The organism is Bradyrhizobium sp. G127 (genome assembly GCF_021502575.1).
Lineage (GTDB): Bacteria > Pseudomonadota > Alphaproteobacteria > Rhizobiales > Xanthobacteraceae > Afipia.
Genome location: NZ_JAKFGN010000001.1, coordinates 20,783 through 33,196 on the forward strand (window position 1 = coordinate 20,783; position 12,414 = coordinate 33,196).

Genomic DNA, 12,414 nt, shown 5'->3' on the forward strand with positions numbered 1-12,414 from the left:
ATAGCGACCTTCTCAATCGCTCCGGAACCCACGCCTTTGCGGCCACGAGTCAGGTGCCGTGATAGGATTCGGCGATTGATTCGCGAGGGTTGAGGTCAGTGACCACCGACGATCTGAGCGCTCCGCTCGGACAGGATCCGCCGCGCAAGCGGCGATACCGGCTTCCGTTCACGGCACCGCAGGCGATTGCGGCGCTGTTCGGGCTGTTTCTGACCGTCTTTCTCGGCTTCGCAATCTTCAACCACGACCCGATGGGCGGCGAGCCACTGGCGAAGGTCGCCTACGATCCCGCTACGCTACCCGGTGAGAAGGCCGCACAGCAGCAGGCCGGCGCTGCTCCCCCGTCAGCGCCCAAGGAAGCCCCTGCAAGCGCCCGAGAGCCCACCGCCGGGCAACAGACTGTCACCATCATCGACGGCTCGAGCGGCGCCCGGCAAAGCGTCATTGTCGGTACCGCGGCAGACGTTCCGGTGAAAGCGGACGGGCCGCCGGCCGGGACGGCCGGCATCAATCCGAAGCTGCTTGAGAGTTCACGCTATGGCATGATTCCGGTGGCGGCCGACGGGTTGAAGCCGTTCCGGGCCTATGCTGCCGGCAGCGACGCCGAGCGAGCGGTCGCCGGCAAGACCCCCGTCATCGCCATTGTCGTATCCGGCCTTGGCGTGGGTGCCGCCAAAACCAGCGATGCGATTACCAAGCTGCCCGGCGCGGTGACGCTGGCTTTCACCCCTTATGGCTCGGATCCCGGCAAGCTGGTCGAGCGGGCGCGCGCGCAGAAGCACGAAGTTTTGCTGCAAGTGCCGATGGAGCCGTTCGACTATCCCGACAACGATCCCGGTCCACAGACGCTGCTCACCACGCTGGCTGCCGATCAGAACTCCGACCGGCTGGCGTGGCACATGAGCCGGTTTCAGGGCTATGTCGGAATCGCCAATTTCATGGGCTCGCGTTTCGTCGCGACCGACGCGGCAATGCAGCCGGTCGTCAAGGAAGCGGCCCGGCGCGGCCTCGCCTGGCTGGATGATGGCAGCGCGCCGCGAAGTGTCGCGCGCGTGATCGCCGAGGGTCAGGCGATGCCGTTTGCAAAAGCCGACCTGACCATCGACACCGTACCGACGGTGGCGGAAATCGACCGGTCACTTGCGCGGCTGGAGGCGCTGGCGAAGGAGCGCGGGTCCGCCGTGGGTATCGCGTCGGCACTGCCGATCTCCATCGAACGGATCGGAACCTGGGCAAAGCAGCTTGAGGGCAAGGGCGTCCTGCTGGTGCCGTTGACAACGGCGATGCTGAAACCAAAATCTAGCTAGGTGCGCTTAAGTTGGCGGGAACGGCGTTCCGCGCCCCCACGCAGACGAGAGCAAAGAGCGTAATGAGCACGCCCGGCGCACCGGACAAGGACCGAGGATTTTAGCAGTATGGCGCGTTACGACGATCTGCCCTACCGGACTTGCGTCGGGATTACCCTGATCAATGCACACGGACTGGTTTTTATTGGACGCCGGATCGGCGGCCCCGAGCATGTCGATCAGACTCACGTCTGGCAGATGCCGCAAGGCGGTGTCGATGCCGGCGAAGACACCTGGGCCGCAGCCAAGCGCGAGTTGTACGAGGAAACCAACGTCAAGTCGGTGGAGAAACTCGGCGAGGTGAAAGACTGGCTCACCTACGACATCCCGCGCACGGTCGCCGGACGGGCCTGGAAGGGCCGGTTCCGGGGCCAGAAGCAGAAATGGTACGCGCTGCGCTTTACCGGCAAGGATAGCGAGATCAACGTCGCTTCTCCGGCCGGGCACAAGCCCGAGTTCATTGACTGGCGCTGGGAGCCAATGAAGAATCTCCCGGAGCTGATCGTGCCGTTCAAGCGCCCGGTCTACGAGCGCGTGGTCGAGGAATTCTTGCCGCTGACCTGAACACGAACGACGACGACGCGAGCGCTGTCATGCGTGGCTTCGGGAAGCCTGTTTTGCAGAAGGTATTTGAAATCGCCGGTGTCCGGCCGCTGGCGCGCGCGACAAGCGCACGCGCCTCAATGCATAGCGGTCGAGATGATCTGCTGCTGAATGACCTTGAAGTGATCGAGGCGGGTGATGGCGCGATCGAGCGCGTCGCCCTCTTCTTCCTTCAGCCCCTCTTCCATCTCGGCGATCTGCTGCGCGAACAGTTCGCGATCCAGTTCCGCGATCGAGGTCGCGGTGTCGGCAAGCACCGTGAGGCCCTTGTCCGAAATTTCCGCAAGGCCGCCGAGCACGATGATCTTCTCGTGCTTGCCGCCGACCGTGACGGTCATGATGCCGGGGCGAACGGTCGCCACCAGCGGCGCATGACCGGCCATCACGCCAAAGTCGCCTTCGACGCCTGGAATATCGACCTGCTCGACTTCACCCGAGAAGGCGATCTTTTCCGGCGACACGAGATCGAAATGAAAGGTGGCCATATGCAGTCAAACCTTAGCTACAAGCGCGATCGTCATCCTGAGGTGGCCGTTTCTCCGCGGCTCTCGAAGGATAACACCGTCGCCCTTCGAGGCTCGTTGCGCTCGCACCTCAGGGTGACGGCGCAGTCTCCGATTGCAGTCAGGCCGCTTCCGCCGCGAGCTTCTTGCCCTTCTCGACGGCTTCTTCGATGGTGCCGACCATGTAGAACGCGGCTTCCGGCAGGTGATCGTACTTGCCGTTGCAGAGATCCTTGAAGCCCTTGATGGTGTCGGCGAGGTCGACGAACTTGCCCGGCGAGCCGGTGAAGATTTCAGCGACGTGGAACGGCTGCGACAGGAAGCGCTCGACCTTGCGGGCGCGGGCCACGGTCAGCTTGTCCTCCTCCGACAATTCATCCATGCCAAGAATGGCGATGATGTCCTGGAGCGACTTGTAGCGCTGGAGCACCTGCTGCACGAGACGCGCGGTCTGGTAATGCTCTTCGCCGACAATCAGCGGCGACAGCATGCGCGAGGTCGAGTCGAGCGGGTCCACCGCCGGATAGATGCCCTTTTCCGAAATTGCGCGGTTCAGCACCGTCGTCGCGTCCAAGTGGGCGAACGAGGTTGCAGGCGCCGGGTCGGTCAAGTCGTCGGCCGGAACGTAAATCGCCTGCACCGAGGTGATCGAGCCCTTGTTGGTGGTGGTGATGCGCTCCTGCAGCGCGCCCATGTCGGTCGCGAGCGTCGGCTGATAACCCACCGCCGAAGGAATACGGCCAAGCAGAGCGGACACTTCCGAACCTGCCTGGGTGAAGCGGAAAATGTTATCGACGAAGAACAGCACGTCCTGGCCCTGATCGCGGAAGTGCTCGGCGACAGTCAGGCCGGTGAGGCCGACACGCGCGCGTGCACCCGGAGGCTCGTTCATCTGGCCGTACACGAGGGCGCACTTCGAACCTTCGCCGCCGCCTTCCTTGTTGACGCCGGATTCGATGAACTCGTGATAGAGGTCGTTGCCTTCGCGGGTTCGCTCACCCACGCCTGCGAACACCGAGTAACCGCCGTGCGCCTTGGCGACGTTGTTGATCAGTTCCTGAATGAGAACGGTCTTGCCGACGCCGGCGCCGCCGAACAGGCCGATCTTGCCGCCCTTGGCATAAGGCGCGAGCAGGTCGACGACCTTGATGCCGGTGACGAGAATTTCAGCCTCGGTCGACTGATCGGTATAGCTCGGCGCTTCCTGATGGATCGCGCGGGTGCCTTCGGCTTTCACCGGGCCCTGCTCGTCCACCGGTTCGCCGATGACGTTCATGATACGGCCGAGCGTGCCGGCGCCGACCGGCACCATGATCGGCGCGCCGGTGTCGGTGACTTCCTGACCGCGCACCAGACCCTCGGTGGTGTCCATCGCAATGGCGCGCACCGTGGATTCACCGAGGTGCTGCGCGACTTCGAGCACCAGACGGTTGTTGCCGTTCTTGGTCTCGATGGCGTTGAGAATGGCCGGCAGATAGCCGTCGAACTTCACGTCGACGACGGCGCCGATAACCTGCGAAATGCGTCCGGTCTGGTTGGCGGGTGATGCCATGGGATAGTCTCCTTAAAACTCGGTCTGTGCGGCGGTCGGCTCAGATGGCTTCGGCGCCGGAGATGATTTCGATCAGTTCCTTGGTAATCATCGCCTGGCGGGTGCGGTTGTAGATCAGCGTCTGCTTGCGGATCATGTCGCCGGCGTTGCGGGTCGCGTTGTCCATCGCGCTCATCTGCGCGCCGTAGAACGATGCGTTGTTCTCGAGCAGTGCGCGGAAAATCTGCACCGCGAGATTCCGCGGCAGCAGGCTCGACAGAATTTCGTCCTCAGCCGGCTCGTAGTCGTAAACCGACGCCGCACCGGTCGCGGCTTCCTTCTGTTCGATCACAAGCGGAATGATCTGTTGCGCGGTCGGAACCTGCGCTATCACCGACTTGAAACGCGAATAGAACAGCGTGCAGACGTCGAACTCGCCTGCATCGAACATCGCGATGATTTTCTTCGCGATGTCTTCAGCATTCTTGAAGCCGAGAACCTTTACCGAGCGAAGCTCGGTATGGCCGACGATCTGCCTCTCGAACTGGCGGCGCAGCTGCTCGTAGCCCTTGCGGCCGACGCAGAAGATTTTGACTTCCTTGCCCTGGTTCATCAGCGCCAGCGCACGCTCGCGCGCAAGCCGCACGATCGACGAATTGAACGCGCCGGACAGGCCGCGCTCGCCGGTGCAGACCAGCAGCAGGTGAACCTTGTCATTGCCGGTGCCGGCCAGCAGTGCCGGCGCCGTGCCGGAACCGGTAGCCGCGCCCGCAATATTCGTGATCACCGCGTCCATGCGCTCGGCATAGGGGCGCGCGGCTTCGGCCGCGGTCTGGGCACGGCGCAACTTGGACGCCGCAACCATCTGCATGGCCTTGGTGATCTTCTGCGTCGCCTTGGTCGAGGCGATGCGGACACGCATGTCCTTGAGAGACGCCATTCTTTATCTCACCCTGACGATCCAGCTTCGCGCCGGATCGCAACCCCAGTTTCGCCGCGCGCGAATTAATCGGCGCGGCGACGATCTTTTAAGCGAATGTCTTGGTGTAGCCTTCGACCACGCCCTTGAGCTTGCCGGCGCTGTCGTCGGACAGATCCTTCGAGTCGCGGATCGCGTTGAGAATGTCGACATGCTTGCCGCGCAGCAGGGACAGCAGGCCGTCCTCGAACGCACGCACCTTGTTGACCGGAATGCCGTCGAGATAGCCGTTGACGCCGGCGTAGATCACCGCGACCTGCTCTTCCATCTTCAACGGCGAGAACTGCGGCTGCTTCAGAAGTTCGGTGAGGCGCGAGCCGCGCGCCAGGAGGCGCTGCGTCGACGCGTCGAGGTCGGAGCCGAACTGCGCGAACGCCGCCATTTCGCGGTACTGCGCCAGCTCGCCCTTGATCTTGCCGGCGACCTTCTTCATCGCCTTGGTCTGCGCGGCAGATCCCACGCGGGACACCGACAGACCGACGTTCACCGCAGGACGGATGCCCTGGAAGAACAGGTCGGTTTCGAGGAAGATCTGACCGTCGGTGATCGAGATCACGTTGGTCGGAATGTAGGCCGACACGTCGTTGGCCTGGGTTTCAATGACCGGCAGCGCGGTCAGCGAACCATTGCCCTGACTGTCATTGAGCTTCGCGGCGCGCTCGAGCAGGCGCGAATGCAGATAGAATACGTCGCCCGGATAGGCTTCGCGGCCCGGCGGACGGCGCAGCAGCAGCGACATCTGGCGATAGGCAACGGCCTGCTTGGACAAGTCGTCATAGATGATGACGGCGTGCATGCCGTTGTCGCGGAAGTACTCGCCCATGGTGCAGCCGGTGAACGGCGCGAGATACTGCATCGGCGCGGGGTCCGACGCGGTAGCGGCGACGACGATGGAATATTCCAGCGCGCCCTGCTCTTCGAGCACCTTCACGAACTGCGCGACGGTTGAACGCTTCTGGCCGATCGCGACATAAACGCAATACAGCTTCTGGCCTTCCGGCGCGCCGGCGACGTTGAGCGGCTTCTGGTTGAGAATGGTGTCGAGCGCGATCGCGGTCTTGCCGGTCTGGCGGTCGCCGATGATCAGCTCACGCTGGCCGCGTCCGACGGGGATCAGGGCGTCGATGGCCTTGAGGCCGGTCGCCATCGGCTCGTTCACCGACTTGCGCGGAATGATGCCGGGCGCCTTGACGTCCACGCGCTTGCGCTCGGTCGCCTGGATCGGACCCTTGCCGTCGATCGGATTGCCGAGTGCGTCGACGACGCGGCCCAGAAGGCCCTTGCCGACCGGCGTATCCACGATGGCGCGCGTGCGCTTGACCGTCTGGCCTTCCTTGATCTCGCGGTCAGCGCCGAAGATCACGATGCCGACGTTGTCGCTTTCGAGGTTGAGCGCCATGCCGCGCGTGCCGTTCTCGAATTCGACCATCTCACCGGCCTGGACGTTGTCCAGACCGTAGACGCGGGCAATGCCGTCGCCGACCGAGAGAACCTGACCGACTTCCGAGACTTCGGCTTCCTGGCCGAAATTCTTGATCTGGTCCTTGAGGATTGCGGAAATTTCCGCGGCGCGGATGTCCATCAGCCTGCCTCTTTCATCGCGTGCTTGATCGAATTGAGTTTGGTGCGAAGCGAGCTGTCCACCATGCGGCTGCCGAGCTTGACGACAAGCCCGCCGATGATCGACGGATCGACCTTCACGTTGAGATCGACGTCCTTGCCCGACACTGATTTCAGCGCGGCCTTGAGAGCGTCGAGATTCTTGTCGCTGAGCGGCTCGGCGACGGTGACTTCCGCGGTGGCCTCGCCCTTGAACTTGGCGACCAGCGCACGGAACGCCCTGATGACATCATCCACGGCGAACAGCCGGCGATTGGCAGTCAGGACCTTGAGGAAATTCGCGGCAATGCCTCCGATGCCCGCCTTGGCAAGCACAGCGCCAAGCGCCTTGGCCTGCGCGTCGGCGGTGAACACCGGGCTGCGCACCAATCTCAGGAGATCGGGGCTGTCGGCCAGCATCGTGGAAAACCTGTCGAGATCCGCCTTGACGGCGTCGACGGATTTCTGGTCGCGCGCCAGTTCGAAAAGGGCCGTTGCATAACGGCCGGACACGCCAGATACGGAGGGATCTTCAGCTGCCACAGATAAGCTCTTCTAGCTGTCGAATGCCCAAGAAAAAGACCATCGCTGCCAGTGTGGTGTCACGAGGACACCAAGCGATCCAAGTCCTTGGAATTCAAGCGGGACTTCGATTCCTGGCCGGAGCGATCTACCCAGCAGCCCAAAATCGCGGTTTTGCTAACATAGCGCGAGCGCAGGTGCAACATGACCGCGATTGCCAATGAGTTTTTCGTGGCGCCGGTTTGTCGCAGCGCCGATACCGCAATGAACATCTCGCGCGGGAGTTTTTCGGGACCCGTATGTCCGTGTCGCGATCACAACTGATCCGCATCAGGCGGGATGCGCCAAGCCCGCCCTCTCAGACGGCGTCCATACCTCATCCGAGATCCGTCGATTCGCCGTCGGACCGCATGAAACGCGGATTTTGGCAGTCCGAATCCAAAATCGCGGCCGTGAGCTACCCGACCAGCGCATGGAGCATTGCGTGTATTGCATTTCGGGAACGATTTCAGCGAATTCGGTTTACTTGGCGAAGCCAACACTCACAAAAACTATATAGTATATAAATGTATAGAATATCATATGCCCGATACTGATGAGTATACTATCAATAATTTAGGCTAGTTTCTATTCACTCTCTCTATCTCAATGATATTGGAACAAATCTGCTTGCCGCGCTTATGCCTCATTATTGGATGAACCGTCCCGCTACGTGACTGCTGGCTCGATTTAGTCAGCAGCTGGATGGAATATACCAAGACGAGGACAACTATATGATCGCTGCTATCAAGCGCGTGCCGGGGCAACCCGTGAAGATTCGGAATGCCTCTGTCGCGCTGGTCGCTGCCGGAATCCTGGCACTCAGCGCGTCCGCCAGTGAAGCTGGACGCAAATCTTCCTGGCGCGACGCAAACGCCTCGATCGGCTCCGGCCGGAGCTTCTCTGGCGTGGCTTCCTACTACGGCAACGAATCCGGTAGCCGGACCGCTTCAGGGCAGCGCTTCAACCAGAACGCCATGACTGCCGCCCACCGCAGCCTGCCGTTCGGCACCAAGCTCAAGGTCACGCATAGCGGCCGCAGCGTGGTCGTCACCGTCAATGACCGCGGCCCCTTCATTCGTGGCCGCGTACTTGATTTGTCGAAAGGCGCCGCTCACGCCATCGGCCTGACCGGCCGCGGCGTCGGTCGCGTGGTCGCAGAAGTTCAGTAAGCGCGGCGCCCGGAAGCGGGGCATCGCTTCCAGTGAAGTTGCGGACGCTTGCTGATGCGTAAGTAGCGTATGCGTTCAGTTGCGTTGAAAAGGCCGGCGCCGGTTGCGCCGGCCTTTTTCACGGGCTTCGCTTGGGCATGATCTGATCCGAAAACCGATGGCCACCTTTCGGGATCATGCCCTACAAGAAACTTTGCGGATCGATGTCGACTTCGAGCTTGAGATTGCCGGTTGTCTTCGGACCTGCCGCGAGCCAGTCGCGCATATAGGCCGACAAATCGACGGCGCGCGCAGCCTTCACCAGAATCCGAAACCGATAGCGGCCCTTGATGACCGCGAGCGGCGCTTCCGCAGGGCCGAGCACCTGAATGCGCTCGTCGAGCGGCGCAATGGCCGCGAGCTTGCGCGCAAACCCTTCCGCCGCCGGGCGATCGCCTGCTGAAATGATCAAGGACGCCAGCCGGCCGAATGGCGGATACAGCGCACGTTCGCGCGCCTCGATCTCGCTGGCGTAAAATGCCTCGCGGTCGCACGCCACCAGCGCCTTCATCACCGGATGTTCCGGCTGATGGGTTTGCAGATAGCCGACACCGCGGCCCTGCTCGCGGCCGGCGCGGCCGATCACCTGATTGAGCAACTGGAATGTGCGCTCGGCGGCGCGCGGATCGCCGTTGCCGAGGCCGAGATCGGCGTCCACCACACCGACAAGATTGAGGCGCGGGAAGTTATGTCCCTTCGCCACAAGCTGCGTGCCGATGATGATGTCGACGCGACCTTCCGCGATTTCGTTCAGTTCCGAGCGCATGGTCTCGATGTCGGTGATGAGATCGCTCGACAGCACCATGGTGCGCGCATCGGGAAACAGCGCGGCGGCTTCTTCCTGCAAGCGCTCGACGCCGGGGCCGATGGCGGCCAGCGATTCCTCCGCGCCGCAATGCGGGCACTGATGCGGACGCGGCATCGAGAAGCCGCAATGGTGACACACGAGTCTTTGCCTGAAACGATGATCCACCAGCCACGCATCGCAGATGGTGCAGGCGAAGCGATGCCCGCAGGCGCGACACAACGTCAGCGGCGCATAGCCACGGCGGTTGAGAAACAGCAACGCCTGTTCCTTGCGCTCCACCGCGATCTTGATTTCTTCGGCCAGCCGCGGGGAAATGAATTTGCCGCGCTGCGGGCCCTCACGCCTCAAATCGATCGCCTCGATATGCGGCATGTGCTGGCCGCCGAATCGCGAGGGCAGCACCACGCGCCTGTAGCGGCCCTTGCGCGCATTGACTTCGGTTTCCACCGACGGCGTCGCCGAACACAGCACCACGGGAATCTTCGCGATTGACCCGCGCACCACCGCCATGTCGCGCGCATGATAATGCACGCCCTCGTCCTGCTTGTAGGCCTGATCATGCTCTTCATCGACGATGATCAACCCGAGATTGGCGTAGGGCAGGAACAGCGCCGAGCGCGCGCCGACGATCACCTGCGCGTCGCCGGACGCCACCGCCGCCCAGTTGCGCGCGCGGGTGCGCGGCGTCAGTTCGGAATGCCATTCGATCGGACGCACGCCGAAGCGTGCCGCGAAGCGATCGAGAAACTGCCCGGTCAGCGCGATCTCCGGCATCAGGATCATCGCCTGCCTGCCGCGCCGGATGACTTCAGCCACCGCCTCGAAGTAGACTTCGGTCTTGCCTGAACCCGTGACGCCGTCGAGCAGCGCGACCTGAAATTCGTCTTTCGACGCGAGCTCCTTCATCGTGTCGGCGGCGACGCGCTGCTCCGGCGAAAAATCCGGTTCGGCAAAGGACGGATCCGGCGCAGGCGGCGCGAGATCCCGCGGCATCGCCTCCGTAACCAGCGTGCCTTCATCGACAAGGCCGTCAATCACGCCGGCGCTGACACCGGCTTCCTTCGCCGCTTCGGACTTCGCATGCAGCAAGCCATCAGACAGGAGTTCAATCACGCGATGCCGCGCACTGGTCATGCGCTGCGGCGGCGCGCCGACAAGCCGCACGCCCATGCGCACGCGCTCCGGACCGAGATGCTCGCCCATACGCAGGGTCATGCGCAACACCATGCCGCGCGCCGAGAGCGTGTAGTTGGCGACCCAGTCGACGAAGCCGCGCAGTTCGGGCTTCAGTGGCGGAACGTCGAGCTTCTCGCCAGTGTCCTTCAGCCGGTTGTGCAGCCTGGGATCGGGGTTCGGGTTGTCGGCCCAGACTACGGCCGTGACTTCGCGCGGTCCGAGCGGCACGCTGACCACGTCGCCGGGTTTCAGGTCAACATCGTCAGGAACGCGATAGGAATAGGTCTGGTTCAGGGCCACCGGGACAAGAACGTCGACAACTCGTCTTGCCATGGTGAGAGGAATCCAGATTAAGGGGTGTATAAGGAAAAGGGTGCGATAAACTGATTCCTGTCAAGGATCGAACGCATCCGGGATATGATGGCAAAGGCCGCCAAAGCAAGCCGTCCAGCGGACAGCGGAGTGCAGTTGACCTGCGCCGCGCCGGACCTGATGGCCGAGATCGCGCAGTGGCTGTCGCATTTGCGAGCCGAGCGGCGGCTGTCGCCCAAGACGCTGGAAGCTTATGCGCGCGACCTGCGCCAGTGCCTGGTGTTCCTGAGCGAGCACTGGGGCGGCCTCGTCACCCTGAAACAATTTGCAGCCATTGAGGCCACCGACGTGCGCGCCTTCATGTCATCCCGCCGTGCCGACGACATCGGCGGCCGCTCGCTGATGCGCGCACTGGCGGGCTTGCGTTCGTTCGGACGATTCCTGGAGCGCGAAGGCAAGGGCAAGGTCGGCGCGCTGTCGGCGATCCGCGCGCCGAAGATCGGCAAGAGCCTGCCAAAGCCGATTCAAATGGCCTCGGCAAAACAGATGACTGACGCCGATATCCGCGCCGGTGAAAATCGCGAACCGTGGATCTGGGCGCGCGACGCCGCGGTGATGGCGCTGCTTTATGGGTCAGGCCTGCGTATTTCCGAAGCGCTCGGTCTGGTCCGGCGCGACGTGCCTTTGCCCGGCAAGGGCGACGTGATCGTGGTTACCGGCAAGGGCAACAAGACGCGGATGGTGCCGGTGCTGCAAAACGTGCTGGCTCTGATTCAGGACTATGTCGCGATGTGTCCGCACACGATCGCGCCGGACGGTCCGATTTTCGTCGGCGCACGCGGCGGTCCGCTCAGTCCTCGCATCATCCAGTTGACCATGGAGCGGCTGCGCGGCGCACTCGGACTGCCCGACAGCGCCACTCCGCACGCGCTGCGCCATTCCTTCGCCACACATCTCCTGACGCGCGGCGGCGACCTCCGCGCCATTCAGGAATTGCTCGGCCACTCGTCGCTTTCGACCACGCAGATCTACACCGGCGTCGATGCCGACCGGCTGCTCGACGTCTACAAGACGGCCCATCCGCGCGCATGACATAAATAAGTCGTGTCTTGCGATGGCGTCGCCCCTTGCGCGCGAACCGTAGTTCGGTCAATCGTTGCTCGGTTTTGACCGGGAGGACGATCTGTTATGGGCGCACACGAAAGCATGGAGCACGCCGAGCATGCCGAACACGCATCCGGCTCCAACAAGAACATTGCACTGCTGATTGCAGTGATCGCGCTGTTCCTCGCCTTCTCGGAGACACTCGGCAAGGGCGCCCAGACCGAGTCGATCAGCAAGAACGTCGAGGCTTCGAATCTGTGGGCCTTCTTCCAAGCGAAGAGCATCCGCCGCACCGTGGTGCAGTCGGTGTCCGAACACGCCAAGCTCAGCCTTGGGCTTTCCGGCGACGACGCGCAGAAGGCCGCGCTGACCAAGCAGATCGACGACTGGACCAAGACCGCGGCGCGTTATCGCTCCGAGCCGGAGACCGGCGAGGGCTCCGAGCAACTGGCCGCGCGCGCCAAGGAAGCGGAACACGCACGCGACCTCGCCATGGCGCGCTATCACCACTACGAGGTGGCTTCGGCTGCTTTCCAGATCGGCATCGTGCTGGCTTCGGCGACCATCATCACCGGCATGATCGCGCTGGCCTGGGTCTCCGGCCTGCTGGCGCTGGCGGGTATCGCATTCACCGCGATCGGCCTGTTCGCTCCGCATGCCGTGCATCTAATGTAGACGCGC

11 protein-coding genes are annotated in these 12,414 nt (G+C 62.9%); 5 read left to right on the forward strand and 6 right to left on the reverse strand.

What is annotated here, in order from left to right:
• Positions 1–98 precede the first annotated feature (98 nt).
• Entirely contained in the window at positions 99–1,307 is a 1,209-nt protein-coding gene (locus LVY71_RS00110) for a divergent polysaccharide deacetylase family protein (RefSeq protein WP_235097178.1), read from the forward strand.
• Positions 1,308–1,415: 108 nt separating this feature from the next.
• Positions 1,416–1,910, forward strand: a complete 495-nt coding sequence (locus LVY71_RS00115; RefSeq protein ID WP_235097179.1) for an RNA pyrophosphohydrolase — start codon at positions 1,416–1,418, stop codon at positions 1,908–1,910.
• A 116-nt stretch (positions 1,911–2,026) separates the two neighbouring features.
• Here the strand turns inward: LVY71_RS00115 and LVY71_RS00120 are convergent, their stop codons facing one another.
• The 5 genes from LVY71_RS00120 to LVY71_RS00140 form a co-directional block, all read right to left on the reverse strand.
• Positions 2,027–2,434 carry a F0F1 ATP synthase subunit epsilon gene (locus LVY71_RS00120; RefSeq protein WP_235097180.1) on the reverse strand — a complete coding sequence of 136 codons (408 nt, stop codon included), beginning with the start codon at positions 2,432–2,434 and terminating at the stop codon, positions 2,027–2,029.
• Positions 2,435–2,573: 139 nt separating this feature from the next.
• Complete coding sequence (gene atpD / locus LVY71_RS00125) at positions 2,574–4,004, reverse strand: F0F1 ATP synthase subunit beta (RefSeq protein ID WP_235097181.1); 1,431 nt, start codon at positions 4,002–4,004, stop codon at positions 2,574–2,576.
• 40 nt (positions 4,005–4,044) lie between these two features.
• On the reverse strand, positions 4,045–4,923 hold the full coding sequence (locus tag LVY71_RS00130; protein ID WP_235097183.1) for a F0F1 ATP synthase subunit gamma: 879 nt from the start codon (positions 4,921–4,923) through the stop codon (positions 4,045–4,047).
• Between the two features lie 88 nt (positions 4,924–5,011).
• On the reverse strand, positions 5,012–6,544 hold the full coding sequence (atpA, locus tag LVY71_RS00135; protein ID WP_235097184.1) for a F0F1 ATP synthase subunit alpha: 1,533 nt from the start codon (positions 6,542–6,544) through the stop codon (positions 5,012–5,014).
• On the reverse strand, positions 6,544–7,104 hold the full coding sequence (locus LVY71_RS00140) for a F0F1 ATP synthase subunit delta (protein ID WP_235097185.1): 561 nt from the start codon (positions 7,102–7,104) through the stop codon (positions 6,544–6,546). Before LVY71_RS00140 ends, atpA begins: the two co-directional genes overlap by 1 nt.
• A 752-nt stretch (positions 7,105–7,856) precedes the next feature.
• On the opposite strand from LVY71_RS00140, the gene LVY71_RS00145 reads away from it, so the two are divergent.
• A complete protein-coding gene (locus LVY71_RS00145; RefSeq protein ID WP_235097186.1) occupies positions 7,857–8,294 on the forward strand; it encodes a septal ring lytic transglycosylase RlpA family protein in 438 nt (145 codons plus the stop codon).
• Positions 8,295–8,475: 181 nt separating this feature from the next.
• Here the strand turns inward: LVY71_RS00145 and LVY71_RS00150 are convergent, their stop codons facing one another.
• Positions 8,476–10,650, reverse strand: a complete 2,175-nt coding sequence (locus tag LVY71_RS00150; RefSeq protein ID WP_235097187.1) for a primosomal protein N' — start codon at positions 10,648–10,650, stop codon at positions 8,476–8,478.
• 159 nt (positions 10,651–10,809) lie between these two features.
• On the opposite strand from LVY71_RS00150, the gene LVY71_RS00155 reads away from it, so the two are divergent.
• Entirely contained in the window at positions 10,810–11,721 is a 912-nt protein-coding gene (locus tag LVY71_RS00155; RefSeq protein ID WP_502797563.1) for a tyrosine recombinase XerC, read from the forward strand.
• Between the two features lie 96 nt (positions 11,722–11,817).
• Complete coding sequence (locus LVY71_RS00160; RefSeq protein ID WP_235097189.1) at positions 11,818–12,408, forward strand: DUF4337 domain-containing protein; 591 nt, start codon at positions 11,818–11,820, stop codon at positions 12,406–12,408.
• The last annotated feature ends 6 nt before the right edge of the window (positions 12,409–12,414 follow it).